Below are 19,186 nucleotides of genomic sequence, written 5' to 3'. Positions count from 1 at the left end.
ATCCCACGGTCTCCCCACCCGGCCCTGCGTCGGGACCGCGTAACTGGCGGGAATGAGAGGATAATGGCATGGGGGTTGAGGGGCGGGGATAAGTTTTTCGTTGGATGGTGTTGTCCGCTGAATGTCACTCTGGCGGAGGTGGAATCCATCCCGAGATTTTCCGCGCCCATCGTAGGAACAGCCATCTCAGGATTCCGGCCTTCGCCGGAATGACATCGAGAGTGTTGAAGGACGAGCTGGTTCATGCTGTTCGGCACAGGGCAAGACCTCGTCTACATCATGGCCAATCGCAAGCATGGCGCGATCTATGTTGGTGTAACAGAGCTCGGTAAATCCCGCGGTCTATCGAGCTTCGAACTCTGTTCTTATTCGGAAAGGGAGGTCATCAAGCAATGAGACGAATCGTTCTGTTGGTAATTGAGGGCAATTCCTCATCAGCGCGTACATTGTTCTATCACACCGCATTAGGTCGACGTCCTGCGTGTAGAAGAGGTGCAGCAAGTCCCCGATGTCGTTTGGTTTGAAATGTTGGTGAAGAATGGCCTGTGCGAAGTAATGCCTTAAGTAGGACAGCCGCTCGTCCACTATTATAGCTTTTAGCATCTCCTCCGGGTCGGCCTTCGGTATGTTGCGGAACACACCCTCGTCGAATTTGACCAACGCTCCAAGTTGCGGGTCTAGGCGTCGTTTTTGATCGTAGTAAGTTTTCTTTGTTGTCAGCATCTCTTTGCGCAACTCAGTGATCTTACGAAGTGCCGCAGAGCCCTGGGTCAATGCGTCAAATAATCTTTGTCCTAGGCCAGCGGACATGTCGCCGAGGATACCCGCCGTTTTCGTGTCGCTATACCATTCGTCGTAGAAAATGGGCGGAGAGCAGAACAATTCAGCGAGACGGCGCCCGAATTCCTTCTTATCTATTTCGCCTCGAACAAATTTCGTTAGGCTCTGCTCGTTTTTGAACTTTTCCGTAATCGGGAGGCCTGCGGAAAAGCGCTCCAGGTTATGGGCGTTTGAGAATGCACGCTTTGAGATTGCGTTGGATTTCAGGGTTCGTCGCTGTTGGCGATTTAATCCCTCGCGGCGATCTACTGCGCGTCGAAACGAGGACAACAAGTCAATCGAAATCTGATCGATGGTACGTTGCGGCAACCAAATCGCCCGGCCGATAGAAGGCGGAGCGTCGTCGAGCAAATCTAAGTAGTGAGGTAGAGCGTTCTCGTCGCAAAGGTCAGAGAGAAAAACGGCCTTAGCGCGATGCTCCTTTTCGTACCCCGGCGCAGGTTTTTGTATGAACTCAACGATGTGCCAGAACGAAAACGAATAGATAGCTCGCCCCGCATCCTTGAGGTCAAACAGTTCCGCTCGTAGCGCTTTCGCTCGGTCGTCCTTGGCCTTGAATAGGATGCTTAAATCAGAGTTGTCCAAGTACACATTGACTGGCACCGTCATCCCAAATCACCCCGAAAACAACGCGCTACCTCAGTCTTACGATTGAGGTAGCGCGTTCATATCGATGCGAAACCGCCACCGCTTGCTTGCGGCCACTATTACGCAATAGCGGCAGCCACGATGACAGCAGCCGACTACTCGATCACGAGCACCCAGTCGTGGTCCCGCAATCCTCACACACCATGCAGTGGCCGCTGACTTTCATTCGCATGGAGTTGCAATTGCTGCACTGGTCGCCGGTATAGCCCTTCATCTGGGCTTCGGCGCGGAGCTGGTGTTTGTCGGCTGAGGGCGGCGGGGAGGGGATGGGCTCCAGTTCGGCGGCGTTGAGGGCCGTCGGGGTCGGGTCGATCTTGAGGGCGGTGGCCGAGCGCAGGGCAGTCACGGTCGAGGTCTGCATGGCCTGGACCGGATTGTACTGGTGATCGCCGGAGACGATCATCAAGCTCTTATTGGCCACCTTGCCGCGGGTCATGCCGCGGGAGACAAAGCGCTCGGCGGGCACCGGAGTCGGGGCGGGCGCGGCAAGGCGCGCACCCTGGTCTTCGGCAACGCCCTTGCCGAGCGAGGTCGGGCTGTCCGGATTGACATGGGCGAGGTCGTTCCGGTCGAGATAGGACACGGCCAGTTCGCGGAACACGTAGTCGAGGATCGACGTGGCGTTCTTGATCCGGTCATTGCCCATGACCATGCCGGCAGGCTCGAAGCGGGTGAAGGTGAAAGCCTCCACGAACTCGTCCAGCGGCACGCCATATTGCAGGCCCAGCGAGATGGAGATGGCGAAATTGTTCATCATGGCACGGAAGGCAGCGCCTTCCTTGTGCATGTCGATGAAGATCTCGCCCAGGCGCCCATCGTCATATTCGCCGGTGCGCAGATAGACCTTGTGGCCACCCACGACGGCTTTCTGGGTATAGCCCTTGCGGCGATCGGGCATTTTCTCGCGATTGCGGACTTCGACTTCGCGCTCGATGATCCGCTCGACAATGCGTTCGGCAATGGCCGGGGCACGGGCGGCGGCGTTCATCGAGACCAGCTCTTCGGCGGTGTCCTCGTCGTCCTCGTCATCGGCCGCGGCGAGCACGGACGAATTGAGCGGCTGGGAGAGCTTGGAGCCATCGCGATAGAGCGCATTGGCCTTGAGCGCCAGGCGCCAGGACAGCATGTAGCTTTCCTTGGCGTCTTCGACGGTGGCGTCATTTGGCATGTTGATGGTCTTGGAGATGGCGCCCGAGATGAAGGGCTGGGCGGCAGCCATCATCAGGATGTGGCTCTCGACCGAAAGGTACCGCTTGCCGATCTTGCCGCAGGGGGTGGCACAATCGAACACCGGCAGGTGCTCGTCCTTGAGGAAGGGCGCGCCTTCCAGCGTCATGGCACCGCAGACATGGATATTGGCGGCTTCGATGTCTTTCTTGGAGAAACCCAGGAATGGCAGCAACTCGAAGCTGAAATCGTTCATCTGCTCATTGGTGACGCCCAGCGACTTGAGGAAATCGGCACCCAGGGTCCACTGGTTGAAGATGAACTTGATGTCGAAGGCCGAGGCGGTTGCGGCGTTGAGCGCGGCAATCTTGTCGTCGGTAAAGCCCTTGGCGCGCAGCGTGGTGGGATTGACGCCGGGGGCCTGGTTCAGATTGCCATGGCCGACCGCATAGGCCTCCATCTCCGCAATCTGGGCTTCCGAATAGCCGAGGGTGCGCAGGGCCGGGGGCACGGCGCGGTTGATGATCTTGAAGTAACCGCCGCCGGCGAGCTTCTTAAACTTGACCAGGGCGAAGTCGGGCTCGATGCCGGTGGTGTCGCAATCCATGACCAGACCGATCGTGCCGGTCGGGGCGATCACCGAAACCTGGGCATTGCGATAGCCATGCTGCTCGCCGAGCGCCAGGGCATTGTCCCAGGCGATCTTGGCGCGTTCGCTCAGGTTCGCGTCGATGAGCGAGCCGTGGTCGAGCGGGACGGGGTTGATCGAGAGCTCTTCATAGCCGCTCGCATTGCCATAGGCGGCGTTGCGATGGTTGCGGATGACGCGCAGCATATGCTTGGCGTTGCGCTTGTAATCCTTGAAGGGGCCGAGTTCCTTGGCCATTTCGGCCGAGGTGGCATAGGAAACGCCGGTCATGATGGCGGTGACGGCACCAGCAATGGCGCGGCCTTCAGCGGAGTCATAGGGAATGCCCGAGGTCATCAGGAGGCCACCGATATTGGCGTAGCCGATACCCAGCGTGCGGTATTCGTAGGAGCGCTCGGCAATGGCGCGGCTCGGGAACTGGGCCATCATCACCGAGACTTCGAGGACAATGGTCCAGAGGCGCACGGTATGCTCGTAGGCGGCGGTGTTGAAGGTGCCGTCCTGGTTGCGATAGGGCAGCAGGTTCACCGAGGCGAGGTTACACGCCGTATCGTCGAGGAACATATATTCCGAGCAGGGGTTCGATGCATTGATCGGACCGGCTGCGGGGGAGGTGTGCCACTCGTTGATGGTGGTGTGATACTGAATGCCGGGATCGGCCGAAGCCCAGGCGGCGTAGCCGACCTGTTCCCACAGATCACGCGCCTTGAGGGTCTTGACCACCTTGCCGGACTGGCGGGCGGTCAGGTTCCAATCACTGTCATTCTCGACAGCCCTGAGGAAATCGTCGGTGACGCGGACGGAATTGTTCGAGTTCTGGCCGGACACGGTCAGATAGGCTTCGCTATCCCAATCGGTGTCATAGATGGGGAATTCGAGATCGGTATAGCCCTGCTTGGCGAACTGGATGACGCGGTAGATGTAATTCTCCGGCACCAACGCCTTTTTGGCCGCGCGCACTTCGCGCTTGAGGGCCGGGTTCTTGGCGACGTCAAAGCAATCGTCGCCCGTGCCGTCGCAATTCACGGCGGCCTTCATGATCGCCTTGAGGTGCTTGGAGACGACCTTGGAGCCGGTCACGAGAGCGGCAACCTTCTGCTCTTCCTTGACCTTCCAGTTGATATATTCCTCGATATCGGGGTGATCGATATCGATCACCACCATCTTGGCGGCGCGACGGGTGGTGCCGCCCGACTTGATGGCGCCGGCAGCGCGGTCGCCGATCTTGAGGAAGCTCATCAGGCCGGAGGACTTGCCGCCGCCCGAGAGCTTTTCGCCCGAGCCGCGCAGGGCCGAGAAATTGGTGCCGGTGCCCGAACCATATTTGAACAAGCGCGCCTCGCGGACCCAGAGGTCCATGATGCCGTTTTCATTGACCAGGTCGTCATTGACCGACTGGATGAAGCAGGCATGGGGCTGCGGGTGCTCGTAAGAGCTCTTAGACTGCACCAGCTTGTGGGTGAAGGGGTCGACATAGAAGTGGCCCTGGCCGGGGCCGTCGATGCCGTAGGCCCAGTGCAGGCCGGTGTTGAACCATTGCGGGGAATTCGGCGCAACGCGCTGGGAGGCGAGCATGTAGCAGAGCTCGTCAAAGAATGTGCGGGCGTCTTCCTCGGAGTCGAAATAGCCGCCCTTCCAGCCCCAATAGGTCCAGGTGCCGGCCAGGCGATCAAAGACCTGGCGGGAATCCATTTCCGAGCCATAGCGCTCGGCTTCCGGCAGCTTGGCGAGCGCAGCTTCGTCGGGGACGGAGCGCCACAGCCAGGAGGGAACGGAGTTCTCCTCGACCTTCTTGAGAACCTTGGCGACACCGGCCTTGCGGAAATATTTCTGGGCGATGATGTCGGCCGCGACCTGGCTCCAGGTGGAGGGGATCGCGATGTCTTCGAGCTTGAACACGACCGAGCCATCGGGATTGCGAATCTCGCTCGTCGCCGAGCGGAATTCGAGCGACCCGTAACGGTCCTGATCAGCTGTCGTAAAGCGGCGTTCAATGCGCATTGTCGTCGTAATCCCCAATGTAGCAGGCACATAGGTGCCCGCGAGCCGAACCCCGGCTTCTCATTCAAATCTGTTTTGACGCTACCAACCCGGCGCCCGGTGCCCGGACTGCCGAAACTTGCCCCGTGCCTGGATTTGGTGACGGTCTTGTTGCCGCCACTCGCCTCCGGGACTTGTCCGCAACTGGAACGCTGCGGCCCGTCGAAAACACTCTGCCGATTCAAACCCAGCGTCAACGACAGAAAAACTAATTGTAGTGGTGGGGCGCTGGGCGGGAACTAGCTCTAGTGGGTGTAATATGTGGATTGCGGGGAAAATCTGCAAGGCATTTTGGACCATTGAGGGGTGCTACAGTGACTATTTTTACCCTCCCGGAAACCCTCTGGCGAAAGACCAGAACAGTCCGCTAAAGCGGCGTAAAATCTGGCACTTCAGATGCCGCAATGACGCCTCAATCGGTGCAATTAACCATGCCCGGCAATGGCGCGAATCGCGTCACAATTTGAGTCAAGTTCATTATTCCGGGGCGGGTTGGCGTTGTGGATGCGCACAAGCTGTTGATGGCGCCACAAGGGCTAGGCGCAACCCGAGGTGCGTGGTACACCCGCACCAGATTGCAACGCCGTTCGCGGCATGAACTTGGTTAGCGGCATGAAGGACTTCCTGCTCGAAATCTTCCGGTGGTGGCATGGCCAGACCTGGGGAACGCGCCTGTGGATCTGGCGCTACGGCGACCTCGTCGGCACAGACGAACTGGGCAACAAGTACTATCAGGACAAGAAGGCGAACCGGCGCTACGTGACCTATGCTGGTCCGGCCGATGCCTCGGCGATTCCACCCGGCTGGCATGGCTGGATGCATTTCCGCACCGATGTCGTGCCGACAGAGGCTAATTATGTGGCCCGCTCCTGGGAAAAGCCGCATGAGCCGAACCTGACCGGCACCGCCGCGGCCTATCGGCCCGATGGCAGCATGCTGAACAAGGGCGAACGCCCGCGCGTGACCGGCGACTACGACGCTTGGTCGCCTGAGTGAGAAAGCCGGCGATTTGCGCCTGACCGCAGTTGTTTTGACATCTGTTAAAGCGCTGATGCCTGTTGCGGCATTGGCGCTTTTGGCTTTTGCCGGCCCGGCCACGGCACAGCCGATTGCCAATCCGGTGGCCACCTTTGCCGGGCTGGACAAGATCACGGGCCGCATCACCCAATTCGACGTCTATATCGGGGAAACCGTGCTGTTCGGCGCCCTCGAGATCACGCCGCGCGCCTGTTACGACCGACCATCGACCGAAACGCAGCGCATATCGGCGTTTCTGGAAGTGGATCAGCGAAGCTTGACGGGCACTTCCAAGCGAATCTTTACCGGATGGATGTTCGCCGATAGTCCGGCGCTCAATGCGGTGGACCACGCGGTTTATGATGTGTGGCTGATCGAGTGCAAGACCAGCTCGGATGTACCGCCGCCCGACGCGCGCGGTTAGCCACTTTTCTGCCTCCCCTGTCGAAAACGGCTACTCTCGCACGTCATAGTGGCGAGGGGCGATTTCGGCCGCTCAACAGGAGGAATGACCCATGCTTACATTGCCAGAGATCGTCGAGCGCCCGGCGCAGGCCTATGCCTTCATCACGTTCACCGTGCGGATGGATCAGATGAAGCAGCCGGCTGACGAGGGCTTTCCCGCCCTTTTCAGCTGGCTGGGCCAGCGCGGCATCGAGCCGGTAGGGGCGCCATTCTACAATTACCGGCGGATCAATATGAGCAAGACGCTCGATGTCGAGGCCGGTGTTCCCATTGCCAGGTTAGTAGAGGGCGAAGGGCGCGTCCAAACCGGCATGCTGCCCGCCGGCAAGTTCGTAACGCTTGATTGGTTCGGCCATTATGACGGGCTGATGGGCGCAAATGCCATGCTGATCGGCTGGGTTCGGCTTACCCAGACCGAGCTGGATATGAAGACTGAAGGCGAGGATGACTATTTCGCCTGCCGGCTCGAGATTTACGAGACTGACCCGAGTGAAGAGCCTGACCCTGAAAAATGGCAGACGCGGCTGGCATTCAAGGTGAAGGGATAGGGGCGCTGAGCTGGACGAGCGTTCAAAACAACTCGTCCAGCATCCGGAAATAGGCCATGCGTTCGCGGTCGGGCTTGGCGATGCCATAGGCGGCGAGGAAGGCATCGGCCCAGCTAGCATCGAGATTGTAGGCTAGGCTGCGATAGGCCAGTGCCAGATCCTGATAGCGGTCGGCTATCCCCAAACGGCCGCAATCGATGAAGCCAGTGAAATGGCCATTGTCCGCGAGCAGATTGGGCAGGCAGGCGTCGCCGTGGCAGACCACCAGGTCTTCGCTGGCGGGGGCAGTCTGCCTTGCGGCGTCGAGAACCTGGATGGCGGTCCAGCCGGTGCGATCATCATCGAAATCGTCTTCATCGACCAAGCCTGCCGCGACACGGACGGCAGCGCGGGACAATTGGGCTTCGATCCGCTGGTCAAACGGACAATCGGCAATGTTGAGGGCGTGCAGCGGCTGCAAGGCCTCGACATAGAGGTGAATGAGCCGGTCCGGGGGCAGGTCACCGGAAGCCAGGTCATGGCCGGGGACGGCGGACATCAATAGCCAATGGGCGTCGGCATGATCGGCAACGTCGATGATGCGGGGGCAGGGAACGCCGTGCTGCGCCATCCAGTCGAGGCGGGCGATCTCACCCGGCAGCTCGGCCAAGGGCGCGTGTTGCTCGCTCTTGACGAATAAGGGAGCGCCGCCGGCCGGCGTCAGCCGATAGACCGAGGCGATGGATTCACCGATTGTCTGGCGTTGCCAAATCGCGTCGGCATATTTGGCACGCCAGGAAGGCGGAAGGTTTTCGGGGATCATTGGTCGCGGCGGTCCCATGCCGACCAGTCGCCCTCGAGTTGCAATGCCGCCGCCAATTGCTCTTCATATTCGGCGCGAGGGATTTCGATGCCGCCGAGCGAAGCCAGATGGTCCGTAACAAACTGGGTGTCGAGCAGCACGAAGCCGCCGGCGTTCAGGCGTTCCACCAGATGGGCCATGGCCATCTTGCTGGCATTGGTGGCGCGGTGGAACATGGACTCCCCGAAGAAGGCGCCGCCGATGGCGAGGCCATAGAGCCCGCCGACCAGGTTGGGGCCGTCCCAGACCTCTACCGTATGGGCGATGCCGCGGCGGAACAGTTCGCCATAGACACCTCGGATGGTCGCATTGATCCAGGTGGAACTGCGGTCCTTGCCGACGGTCGCACAGCCTTCGATCACGGCGGGGAAGTCGGTGTCGACGCGGATGACAAAGGAACTCTTGCGGATCGCCTTGCGCAGACTGGTGCTGAGCTGAAAGCCGTCGAGCGGAATGACACCGCGATATTCGGGGCTGACCCAGAACAGGTCTTCGTCCTCGGCATCCTCGGCCATGGGGAAAATACCGGCGCGATAGGCGCGCACGATCAATTCCGGGGTGATCTCGACATCGAAGGGATTGGGCCGCGACATGCTCGATCCTTGCAAAAGAAAGGGCGCCGCAGCGCCCCTCCGTCAGACTTTGTTCTCGGCCAGGTATTTTTCAAGCCAGTGGATGTCGTAATTGCCCGCGATGATGTCGGGTTCTTTGATCAGCCTCTGGAACAGGGGCAGGGTGGTCTTGACGCCATCGACCACGAATTCGTCCACGGCGCGACGCAGGCGCTGCAGGCATTCTTCGCGGGTGCGACCGTAAACGATCAGTTTGCCGATCAGCGAGTCATAATAGGGCGGAATCTTGTAGCCCTGATAGACCGCCGAATCGACGCGCACACCGACGCCACCGGCGGGGTGGTAGAAGGTGATCGTGCCGGGTGAGGGTGCAAAGGTCTGCGGGTCTTCGGCATTGATGCGCACTTCGATGGCGTGGCCATAGAACTGCACGGCGTCCTGCGTCATCGAGAGCTTTTCACCCGAGGCAACGCGGATCTGCTCATAGACGATGTCGATGCCGGTGATGCGCTCGGTGACCGGGTGCTCCACCTGCAGGCGGGTGTTCATTTCGATGAAATAGAACTCGCCATTCTCGTAGAGGAATTCGATCGTGCCAGCGCCCGAATAGGAGAGCTTGCGCATCGCAGCGGCGCAGATTTCGCCGATCTTGTCGCGTTCCTCGGGCAGGATGGTAGGGCCACCGGCCTCTTCCCAGACCTTCTGGTGACGGCGCTGCAGCGAGCAGTCACGCACGCCCAGATGGACGGCATTGCCCTGGCCATCGCCCAGCACCTGCACCTCGATATGGCGCGGCTTGCCGAGATACTTTTCCATATAGACGGAATCGTTGCCGAAAGCGGCCTTGGCCTCGGTGCGCGCGGTCGACCAGGCTTCGAGAACGTCTTTCTCGGTCTTGGCGACCTTCATGCCACGGCCACCGCCACCGGCAGTTGCCTTGATCAGCACTGGATAGCCGATTTCCTTGGCGGTCTTGATCGCCTCTTCGTCGCTTTCCACCGCGCCGGCAGAACCCGGAACGACGGGAATGCCAAGCTCTACGGCGGTCTTTTTGGCCGTGATCTTGTCGCCCATGATCTCGATGTGATGGGCAGACGGGCCGATAAAGGTGACGTTGTGCTCGGTCAGGATCTTGGCGAAGCGGGCATTCTCGGAGAGGAAGCCATAGCCAGGATGGACGGCATCGGCGCCGGTAATCTCGCAGGCGGCCATGATGGCCGGGATATTGAGATAGCTATCCTTGGCGGATGGCGGACCAATGCAGACGCTTTCGTCGGCCAGGCGCACATGCATCGCGTTCGCGTCAGCGGTGGAGTGCACCGCGACGGTCTGGATGCCGAGCTCCTTGCAGGCGCGCAGGATGCGCAGAGCAATCTCGCCGCGATTGGCGATGAGGACCTTCTGGAACATGGAAGTTCCCCCTTACTCGATGACGACGAGCGGCTCGCCATATTCGACGGGCTGGGCATCATCGACCAGCATCCGGGTAATGGTGCCCGAACGGTGCGCCGGAATCTGGTTCATGGTCTTCATCGCCTCGATGATGAGAACGGTCTGACCTTCGGAGACCTTGGTGCCGACATCGGCGAAGGGCGGCTTGCCGGGCTCGGGCGAGCGATAGGCGGTGCCGACCATGGGCGAGGTCAGGGTGCCGGGATTGGACGCGAGGTCCTCGACGGCGGGCACGGCAGCGGGAACCGAGCCGGCCGGGGCGATCGAGGTCGGGGCGGCCTGCTGGGGCATGTACTGCATCGGCGGAGCCGCATAGGTCACGCCTTCATTGGCGTAGGAGCGGGTGACGCGGACCCGGAAGTCCTCCTGCTCGATCTCGATCTCGGCCAGGTTTTCTTTGTTGAGCAGTTCGGCAATAGACCGGATCAGATCCTGATCCACCTGCGATGACTTTGTCATTCTTCTATCTCTCCCGCGTTTCCCGCGTCGAAGCGTTATTTGAGTTTTTCGGCCAAAGCGTGGAGCGCCAGTCTATACCCCGCCGCCCCAAAGCCGCAAATGACGCCATAGGCGACGGCCGAGACATAGGAGTGGTGCCGGAACGGCTCACGCTGATGGATGTTTGACAGATGCACCTCGGCGACCGGCAGGCCGACCGCCTTGAGCGCATCATGAATGGCGACAGAGGTATGCGAATAGGCGGCCGGATTGATCAGGATCGCGTCGGCAGTGCCACGGGCTTCCTGAATCCAGGTGACCAGTTCGCCCTCGTGATTGGACTGGCGGAAATCGACCGCAAGGCCCAGTTCGTCCGCCGCAGTGTGGCAAAGAGCATCGATATCGCTGAGCGTGGTGTGCCCATAGATATCGGGCTCGCGCATGCCGAGCAGATTGAGGTTCGGGCCGTTGAGGACGAGAACGCGCTTTGCCATTATTTTTGCCTTGTGCACCGGCCATTCCGGCCGACGCAAGGCCGGTTACACGAAATGCACCGAAAAGGCAAAAGGCGCGCAATATCCAGCGTGATCACCCTTGGCACTGTGCCTCGCCACATTCGCGCATATTGGCGATCCGCGAGCGCAATTCATCAATCCCGATCGCGCCCGGAATGATCTCGTTGCCGATGATGTAGGTGGGGGTGCCGGTGATGTTGAGGGCCTTGGCGATCTCGTAAGAGGTTTGGATCGCCTGGGAAACGCGGGGCTCGCCCATCTGCATCTCAAGGGTAACGGGGCTCAGGCCCAGTTCGCTCGCGGCGGTGAGGGCGGCGCCCTTGTCCACCTGGCCACGCGCGGAGAACAGGGCTTCGTGGAAGCTCCAGTAATCAACATCGGCCTTGCCGACCAGCACGGCCACGCGGGCGGCATCAATCGATTCGTTGGAGAGGATGGGGAATTCCTTGAGCACGACGCGCAGATTGGGGTCTTCGGCCAGCAGAGTCGCCAGATCGGGCAGGGCGCTGCGGCAATAGCCGCAATTGTAGTCGAAGAACTCGACCAGCGTCACATCGCCCTTGGGATTGCCCAGCACCACCTGGTCGGGGTCGTTGAAAATCTTGTCGCGCATCGTGGCGATGGCGGAGGTCGACTGCTCCCGCTGCTCGGCCTGGAGCGTACTATCGAGGGCCACCGACATGCGCTGCAGGATTTTGGGGTCGCTCAGCAGATATTGCTCGATCAGCGGATTGAGCTGGGCCGGATCGATGGCGGCGACGGCCTGGGGCTTTTCGGCCGCGTCGCGCGCTGCGAGAGCTTCATCGACAATGGCCCGCACTGCGACCGTATCGGTCGTCTGCGGCGCGGGCTTGTTGACAACTGAATAGCCGAGCGCCCCAGCCAGAATGCCCACCAGGGCGACGAGAGCAAGGGTGACGCGCGACATAGAGCAGGCTCCGGCTAGTTGGTTTCCTGCCTTCTAGCAGAGGTTTGCCCACAATAGCAGCCAGGGATGAACAGGCGGTGCGTCTCATCATCAATTGTTGTTGAGGCGCAACGCTGTTCGGGCTAGGCCGGATGAAACACTGGAGCCTGCCATGACCGACGCACCCATTGATGGCCTGATGCCCTTCCACGCCATGGAAATACTCAAGCGCGCCAAGGCTATCGAGGCATCCGGGCGCACTGTGTGCCACCTCGAAGTGGGCGAGCCCGGCGCGCCGCCAGCGCCAAAGGTGATCGAGGCGGTGCGCCGCGTGCTGCCTGATGCGCATGGCTATACCAATGCCAAGGGGCTTGGCGAGCTGCGTGAGGGGCTGACGGCCTATTATGCGGCGCAGCACAGCGTTTCGGTCGATCCCGATTCGATTGTCTGCACCATGGGGTCGTCGGCTGGGTTCATCCTGGCGTTTCATACCGCATTCCGGCCGGGCGCCCGCATTGCTATCACGCGGCCCGGCTATCCGGCCTATGTGAATACTCTGCTGGGGCTGGGGTTCGGCATTGCGGAAATCCCGCTGCATGCGGGCAATGGCTGGCGCCTGACGGGTGCGGATATCGCGGCGGCACATGCGCGTGAGCCGTTTGAGGGGCTGCTGTTTGCCAGTCCCGCCAACCCCACGGGCGCGGCGGTCGACCGGGCCGGGTTGGCCGATATCGTGGCGACCTGCAAACGGCTTGGCGTGCGGCTGATATCCGATGAAATCTACCATGGGCTGGATTATCGCGGTCCTTCGGTCAGCGCGCTCGAGCTGACGCGCGACGCCATCATCATCAACAGTTTTTCGAAATATTACTGCATGACCGGCTGGCGCATCGGCTGGATGGTGCTGCCCGATGAGCTGATCCGCCGGGCGGAAATTCTGCAGCAAAACCTGTTTATCTCGGCGCCGACCCTCAGCCAGATCGCGGCCACGGCAGCCTTGGGCGAGCGCGACTATTCGGAGCAGCAAAAGGCGGGCTATGCGGTCAACCGCGCACTGCTGGACGAAGGGCTGCATAGTCTGGGCTTTGAGATCGGCAGCCCGTCGGATGGCGCCTTTTACGCCTATGCCGGAATTGGCAGGTTTTCCAACGACTCCATGGTGTTTTGTGAATCGATGCTGGAAGACGCCGGGGTCGCCATCACGCCCGGCATCGACTTCGACCGAACAGATGGCGCCCATTTCGTGCGGCTATCCTATGCGGGCAAGCGCGAGTCTATCGAGCTGGCGCTTGACCGCATGGCTAAGGTTTTGCGGTAGTTAGCGCGGGTTCTCGGCCCGGGCGAAGACGCGTAGGATATAGCCGTCGGGGTCCTTGGCGGCGAAGGTGAAGCCGAAATCCTTGTCGGACGGCTCCTGCACGATCGTGGCGCCGCGCTGCTTCCAGGTCTCGTAGGTGGCGCTGACGGCAGCCCTGTCGGGTTCGGTGAACGTCACTTCGACGCCCCCGGCGGGCAGGGGCTTGGGCTCCATTTCGTCCTTGATCCACAGCCCCAGCTTGATGCCGTTGGGGAGGACATAGAGGACGAAGGTGGGGGCCTTCTCGACCGGCTGGATGTCGAGCAGGCGCGAATAGAATGTTTCGCTCTTGAGCGGATCGGCGACGGCGAGCAGGATGTAATTCAACGTGGTCATGGCGACCTCCTTGTTCTAATGGAGGTCACTCTAGGCGCCGGGACTGTCAGTTTCCGGCAGTGGCGTTCAGCTTTTCCTGGTGTAGAGGGCGCGCCATTCGCGCAGCATGACGGCCCGGCGCTTGGGATAGCGCTCGGCCAATCGTTCGACGGTTTCGATCCGGTCGACACGGAAATGGCGATAGTCCTGCCGTAATTCGCACCAGCCGGCGACGATGCGAGCCTCCTCGAAAAAGCCGATCAGGAAAGGCCAGATCGTGCGGCGGGAAACCGCCTCGTCGAGGCTGCGATAGCCGATGGTGATCTTGCGCTCGTCGCGGATAGCCAGGCGGATTTCGGCGGCGTCGATGCTGTCGGCATTGGCGCCCTGCGGCACCAGCAGAGTGGTGGCCTCGACGCGATCGCGCAGGTCGGCGGGCAGGACCGAAGTGATCTTGCTCAGCGCCTGTTGGGCGGAACTGCTGAGGCGGCTATCCGACGAGCGGGCGGCGACCCAGCGGGAGCCGAGCACCAGGGCCTCGATTTCATCAGCGCTGAACATCAGCGGGGGCAGGGTGAAGCCGGGGCGCAGCACGTAGCCCAGGCCTGGCTCGCCTTGGATATCGGCGCCCTGGCCCTGGAGGGTGGCGATGTCGCGATAGAGCGTGCGGATCGAAATGCCGAGTTCGGCGGCCAGATCCTGCCCGCTGACCGGCGTCGAGCGGTTGCGCAGGGCTTGCAGCAGATCGAGAAGACGGGCGGCGCGGGACATGTCAGTGGTCCAAAAGGACGAAAGGCGGCACAGGTGCCGCCTTTCTGAAATTATTGTTGAAGTGGCCTAGCCGAGACCAAGCCGGCGCTGCCACCAGCCGACCTTCTTCTTTTCCGGCTCTTCAGGCGTGTCGCTCTCGGCCTTAGGGGTACTGGAGGAGACAACAATGCCTTCCGCCGGCAATTCCTTCTTGGCGCGGCGCGGCTTGGGCGCTTCGGCCTCAGGCGCAGCGACCGGCTCGGCCGCAGCGGGCGCGGCTTGGGCCACGCTCGCGACTGGCGCGGCTTCGGCCGGTGCAGCGTCTGCCGCCTCAGCCTTGGGCTTGCGGGTGCGGGGCTTCCGCTTGGGCTTCTCGTCGCTTGCCGGCGTTTCTTCCGGTGCCGCTTCAACAGGGGTGACTTCCGCCACGGCCATTTCGGCAGGCACTTCGGCGGTCTTGCGGGTCCGACGCGTCCGCTTCGGCTTCTCGGCCGGCGCGTCGGCCGCAGGCTCTGCCTCTACAGCGACTGACTCGGATGCAGCTTCGGGAGCAGGTGCTGCCTCGGCCGCAGTCTCACTGGTTGCTTCGACCGGTTCGGCATCGCCGGCAGCCGCGGGCGAAGCCTCGCTGCCCTCAATGCCTTCCTCGCCCTCGCGACGATTGCGGCGGCCACCACGGCGACCGCGACGGCGGCGCTTGCGCGGCTCGTCATCGGCGCGGGCATCGGAGGATGCGGAAGCGGTATTCTCTTCGCCCTCTTCACCTTCATCATCGCTATCTTCGGCATCGGCCTCGATAGCGGGCTGCTGGGCGGCACGCTGCTGAGGCGGACGCTGACCGCCTTCATCACCACGCTCGCCACCACGACGGCGGCGACGACGGCGACGGCGGCCTTCGCCGTTCTCGGCAGCCTGGCGCTCGCCGGCCTCGGCTGGTGCCTCTTCGGCCTGTTCTTCGTCTTCTTCCTCGACGATATCGTCATCGGCGCTGTCATCGATGACGGCGCTATCGACGCGGACATGCTCGGTGGCGCGCTGATCGGCATAGGCGGAGACCCGGGCCTCGCCTTTTTCGATGGCGAACTGGTGGCCGGTCATCTTGCCGTCGGCCGTGATGGTGATCGACAGCGTGTTGCGGATTTCCAGCGCCGTCAGCGTGTCGCGCTTGAAATTGAGGATATAGAGCGCGACTTCGATCGGAACGCGCACATTGATCGACTGGCCCTGGCGGCGCAGCACATGATCTTCGATATGACGCATGATCATCAGCGCCAGCGACTCGGTGGACCGCACCAGACCCGTGCCATCGCAGATCGGGCACTTATGGGTGGAGCTTTCGACCACGCCGAAGCGGATACGCTGGCGGCTCATTTCCATCAGGCCGAAATGGCTGATGCGGCCAACCTGGATGCGGGCGCGATCGTCCTTCAGGCAATCCTTGAGCTTGCGTTCGACCGCCCGATTGCTCCGGTTCTCCATCATGTCGATGAAGTCGATGACGATGAGGCCGGCCAGATCGCGCAGCCGCAACTGGCGCGCAACTTCGTCGGCCGCTTCCAGATTGGTCTGGAGCGCGGTGTCCTCGATATTGTGCTCCTTGGTGGAGCGGCCCGAGTTCACGTCGATCGAGACCAGGGCCTCGGTCGGATTGATCACGATATAGCCGCCAGAGGGCAGGGTCACCGTGGGGGAGAACATGGAATCGAGCTGGGCTTCGATGCCATATTTGGAGAACAGCGGCTGATCTTCCTTGTAGAGCTGCACGTTTTTGGCGTGGCTCGGCATGATCATGCGCATGAAGTCCTTGGCCTCGCGATAGGCGTCATCGCCTGCCACGAACACTTCATCGATGTCCTTGTTGTAGAGGTCGCGAATGGTGCGCTTGATCAGCGAGCCTTCCTCATAGACCAGGCAGGGGGCCTGGCTCTTGAGGGTCAGTTCGCGCACGCTTTCCCATAGCCGCATCAGATATTCGAAATCGCGCTTGACCTCGGCCTTGGTGCGCGAAGCACCGGCCGTGCGCAGGATGACGCCCATGCCCTGCGGTACCTCGAGATCGCTGGTGATCTCCTTGAGGCGCTTGCGGTCGGCAGCGTTGGTGATCTTGCGGGAAATGCCGCCGCCACGGGCGGTATTGGGCATCAGCACCGAATAGCGGCCGGCGAGCGACAGATAGGTCGTCAGAGCCGCGCCCTTATTGCCGCGCTCTTCCTTGACCACCTGCACCAGCATCACCTGGCGGCGCTTGATCACTTCCTGGATCTTGTAGTGACGGCGATTGTTCTGCGAGCGGCGACGCTCGGGCAGTTCTTCAAGCGCGTCCGCTCCGCCGATCGATTCGACCGGTTCGGTATTGGCCGGTGCCTGCTCGATATGGCTGGCGCCTTCCATGTCCTGGGTATCGGTTTCAGCGTCCGGCTCGGTCACGCCTTCAGGCAGCGAGATATTCTCGTCGGCTGCCTCGTCATGGTGATCGTCTTCCTCGTGCTCTTCGCGCAGCAGGGCTTCGCGGTCGGCAACGGGGATCTGGTAATAGTCGGGATGGATTTCGCTGAAGGCGAGGAAACCGTGGCGATTGCCGCCATATTCGATGAACGCGGCCTGCAGCGAAGGCTCAACGCGCGTTACCTTGGCGAGGTAGATATTCCCCCGCAACTGGCGGCGGGTCGCCGATTCAAAGTCGAATTCCTCGAGCCTGTTACCCGATGTAACGACAATCCGTGTTTCTTCCGGGTGGATGGCATCCACCAGCATTCTCTTGGTAGCCATAATAAACTCCGCGCGCTCGCGCGCCGACAAGAGGCCGCCGGGAAGCCGGCATCCTTCTCATGGCGCTGTGCGAGGCGAATGGTTTGAAGGTAGTGGCGCGCGAAACGGAGGTGTTGGGTGCGCCGGCATAAATGGTCATGGCCGAGAGATGCAGCGTAGCAAAACGGCAATCGTTTACATCGATCGCGTCGCGTTTTGTCCGCCTGCGGGCCATCTGACCTCTTCCTATTGGGCTGCTCGCATCTAAAAATGCCAGCAGCCGTCCGGTCCGAACGGACCGAAATTTGTCGAGAAGCGCAGGATTTGCCGCTTCTGAACCGGCTTTCGGGAAGTCTCTTCGCCCCGTTGCCGGCCCACCTCCTGTGCCAATGTCGTCAGCCTCTAGCCAACGCGAACTGGTGCCGCAGGAAGCTTGCGCCTCATCTATAGCGTGTAGGGGGGTTGCAACAGATTGGCAACAGGAAAGTCAAAAAGCGCCTGTGCCCGACTTTTCAAACAGGCTTTATTGGCCCTCCGGGCAAATCATCGCATAAGAGCCTTGGCGCCGCAGAATCGCCCGAACTTTCTGGCATTGCGGCAGCCGTGACATAGGGGCAGTTCCAGTCTTGTTCAAATTTCTCCGCTCCATCAAATGGCCGGTGACCGCTCTGGTGCTGGCTTTCGCCGTGCTTTCGGTCGCGGCCCGGGCCCAGGACACGACGCCGCTGCCGGCGCTGCCCAATGTGATGGACGTGCGGGTGTCCGACACGCCGGAACGCGCGCGGCTGATCGTCGACCTGGCGGCCAAGACTGAATTTGCGCTGGTATCGCTGGATGGGCCGAACCGATTGGCCATCGATGTGCGAGCCGCCACGTTTTCGGTGCCCGAACCGACCGGCCAGCCGGCGGGCGAGGGGATTGTCTCGGGCTACGAGATCGAGCAAGCGGCGCCGGACCGGGTTCGCACGATTTTGACGTTGGCCCAGCCGGCGCAGGTGCAGCAGGCTTATGTGCTGGACGCGTTCGAGGATCAGCCGGCGCGGCTGGTGGTGGATATTATTCCGGCGACACCCGAGGAATTTGCCGCAAACGTCACCAAGGACAAGGCGGCCTCCACCGATATTGCCGCGGCCCCGGCGCAATCCACGCCGGCAGGTGGCTCTGAATTGCCGATCGCGACGCGCCCGCTGGTGGTCATCGATCCCGGCCATGGCGGCATCGATAGCGGTGCCGAGGCGGCCAATGGCATCAAGGAGAAGGATATCGTCCTCGCCTTTGCACTCAAGCTGCAGCAATTGCTCGTTGAGTCGGGGCGCGTGGACGTGGCCTTGACGCGCGAGGACGACACGTTCCTGCGGCTTGAGGAACGGGTGGCGCTGGCCCGCCGCAACAAGGCCGACCTGTTCATTTCGCTGCATGCCGACAGCTTCCAGCAGCCGGAAATCCGTGGCGCCAGCGTCTATACGCGGGACGAAAATGCCACGGATGTGCTCGACAAGGTGCTGGCGGACAATGAGAACAAGACCGACGTGATCGCCGGCTTCACCATGCCGCAAATGGCGCCGGAAGTGGTCGATATCCTGATCGACCTGATGCGGCGCGAAATGCGCAAGCAATCCTACATGGCCGCCCAGTCCATCGTGCATCAGCTCGAGCCCAGTGTGGAACTGCGCCGTTTCCCGGTGCGCCAGGCCGATTTTTTCGTGCTGCAGGCGCCCGACGTGCCCTCGGTGCTGATCGAGCTGGGCTTTCTGTCCAACGCCACGGACATGGCCAATCTGATGCAGAGCGACTGGCAGGAACGCACCGCCAATGCGCTGGCGCGGGGCATCTCGACTTATTTCGATAGCCTCAAGACCGACGAGTGATGTGATAAATCCGTCACGGCGGCGCTCAACGGCAGTGACCTGCCGATAA

The 19,186-nt window shown here is 61.3% G+C and carries 16 protein-coding genes; 5 read left to right on the top strand and 11 right to left on the bottom strand.

All coding sequences use genetic code 11. The features are described from left to right. Positions 1-342 precede the first annotated feature (342 nt). Positions 343-1,449 carry a hypothetical protein gene (locus ACI3KW_RS04130; RefSeq protein ID WP_404847035.1) on the bottom strand — a complete coding sequence of 369 codons (1,107 nt, stop codon included), beginning with the start codon at positions 1,447-1,449 and terminating at the stop codon, positions 343-345. A 142-nt stretch (positions 1,450-1,591) separates the two neighbouring features. Then, positions 1,592-5,305 (bottom strand): vitamin B12-dependent ribonucleotide reductase, encoded by a 3,714-nt coding sequence (locus ACI3KW_RS04125; RefSeq protein WP_404847034.1) that lies wholly within the window; start codon positions 5,303-5,305, stop codon positions 1,592-1,594. Between the two features lie 651 nt (positions 5,306-5,956). Here ACI3KW_RS04125 and ACI3KW_RS04120 point away from each other — a divergent pair. The 3 genes from ACI3KW_RS04120 (at position 5,957) to ACI3KW_RS04110 (ending at position 7,374) form a co-directional block, all read left to right on the top strand. Continuing rightward, the gene (locus ACI3KW_RS04120) at positions 5,957-6,340 is read left to right on the top strand and encodes an NADH:ubiquinone oxidoreductase subunit NDUFA12 (protein ID WP_262172066.1); all 384 of its coding nucleotides are present in this window, start codon (positions 5,957-5,959) and stop codon (positions 6,338-6,340) included. A gap of 34 nt (positions 6,341-6,374) precedes the next feature. Next, positions 6,375-6,785 carry a DUF2155 domain-containing protein gene (locus ACI3KW_RS04115; RefSeq protein ID WP_390888783.1) on the top strand — a complete coding sequence of 137 codons (411 nt, stop codon included), beginning with the start codon at positions 6,375-6,377 and terminating at the stop codon, positions 6,783-6,785. 91 nt (positions 6,786-6,876) lie between these two features. Further along, positions 6,877-7,374: a GyrI-like domain-containing protein gene (locus ACI3KW_RS04110; protein WP_404847033.1), complete on the top strand. Its 498-nt coding sequence runs from the start codon at positions 6,877-6,879 to the stop codon at positions 7,372-7,374. A gap of 22 nt (positions 7,375-7,396) precedes the next feature. Here ACI3KW_RS04110 and ACI3KW_RS04105 read toward each other — a convergent pair whose 3' ends face one another. From ACI3KW_RS04105 to ACI3KW_RS04080, 6 genes are all read right to left on the bottom strand, one after another. After that, positions 7,397-8,194, bottom strand: coding sequence for an APH(3') family aminoglycoside O-phosphotransferase (locus tag ACI3KW_RS04105; protein ID WP_404847032.1), 798 nt, complete (start codon positions 8,192-8,194; stop codon positions 7,397-7,399). Further along, positions 8,173-8,808, bottom strand: a complete 636-nt coding sequence (gene aat, locus ACI3KW_RS04100; protein WP_404847031.1) for a leucyl/phenylalanyl-tRNA--protein transferase — start codon at positions 8,806-8,808, stop codon at positions 8,173-8,175. Before aat ends, ACI3KW_RS04105 begins: the two co-directional genes overlap by 22 nt. A 42-nt stretch (positions 8,809-8,850) precedes the next feature. After that, positions 8,851-10,197, bottom strand: a complete 1,347-nt coding sequence (gene accC, locus ACI3KW_RS04095; RefSeq protein ID WP_113120274.1) for an acetyl-CoA carboxylase biotin carboxylase subunit — start codon at positions 10,195-10,197, stop codon at positions 8,851-8,853. A gap of 12 nt (positions 10,198-10,209) precedes the next feature. Next, positions 10,210-10,698 (bottom strand): acetyl-CoA carboxylase biotin carboxyl carrier protein, encoded by a 489-nt coding sequence (accB, locus tag ACI3KW_RS04090; protein WP_113120275.1) that lies wholly within the window; start codon positions 10,696-10,698, stop codon positions 10,210-10,212. Positions 10,699-10,733: 35 nt separating this feature from the next. After that, a complete protein-coding gene (aroQ, locus tag ACI3KW_RS04085) occupies positions 10,734-11,171 on the bottom strand; it encodes a type II 3-dehydroquinate dehydratase (protein WP_113120276.1) in 438 nt (145 codons plus the stop codon). A gap of 94 nt (positions 11,172-11,265) precedes the next feature. Then, positions 11,266-12,120: a DsbA family protein gene (locus ACI3KW_RS04080; RefSeq protein ID WP_404847030.1), complete on the bottom strand. Its 855-nt coding sequence runs from the start codon at positions 12,118-12,120 to the stop codon at positions 11,266-11,268. Between the two features lie 151 nt (positions 12,121-12,271). On the opposite strand from ACI3KW_RS04080, the gene ACI3KW_RS04075 reads away from it, so the two are divergent. Further along, entirely contained in the window at positions 12,272-13,417 is a 1,146-nt protein-coding gene (locus ACI3KW_RS04075; protein WP_404847029.1) for a pyridoxal phosphate-dependent aminotransferase, read from the top strand. Here ACI3KW_RS04075 and ACI3KW_RS04070 read toward each other — a convergent pair whose 3' ends face one another. The 3 genes from ACI3KW_RS04070 to ACI3KW_RS04060 all read right to left on the bottom strand — a co-directional run bounded on the left by ACI3KW_RS04070 (position 13,418) and on the right by ACI3KW_RS04060 (position 17,290). Beyond that, positions 13,418-13,792, bottom strand: a complete 375-nt coding sequence (locus ACI3KW_RS04070; RefSeq protein WP_404847028.1) for a VOC family protein — start codon at positions 13,790-13,792, stop codon at positions 13,418-13,420. Positions 13,793-13,858: 66 nt separating this feature from the next. Next, on the bottom strand, positions 13,859-14,542 hold the full coding sequence (locus tag ACI3KW_RS04065) for a helix-turn-helix transcriptional regulator (protein ID WP_404847027.1): 684 nt from the start codon (positions 14,540-14,542) through the stop codon (positions 13,859-13,861). A gap of 66 nt (positions 14,543-14,608) precedes the next feature. Beyond that, positions 14,609-17,290, bottom strand: coding sequence for a ribonuclease E/G (locus ACI3KW_RS04060; protein ID WP_404847026.1), 2,682 nt, complete (start codon positions 17,288-17,290; stop codon positions 14,609-14,611). Between the two features lie 605 nt (positions 17,291-17,895). On the opposite strand from ACI3KW_RS04060, the gene ACI3KW_RS04055 reads away from it, so the two are divergent. After that, positions 17,896-19,137 (top strand): N-acetylmuramoyl-L-alanine amidase, encoded by a 1,242-nt coding sequence (locus ACI3KW_RS04055; RefSeq protein ID WP_404847025.1) that lies wholly within the window; start codon positions 17,896-17,898, stop codon positions 19,135-19,137. The last annotated feature ends 49 nt before the right edge of the window (positions 19,138-19,186 follow it).

Origin of the sequence: Devosia sp. ZW T5_3, from assembly GCF_044987315.1 — a bacterium.
Lineage (GTDB): Bacteria > Pseudomonadota > Alphaproteobacteria > Rhizobiales > Devosiaceae > Devosia.
The sequence above is the reverse complement of the archived record's forward strand: the minus strand, read 5'-3'. Positions and strand labels throughout refer to the sequence as shown.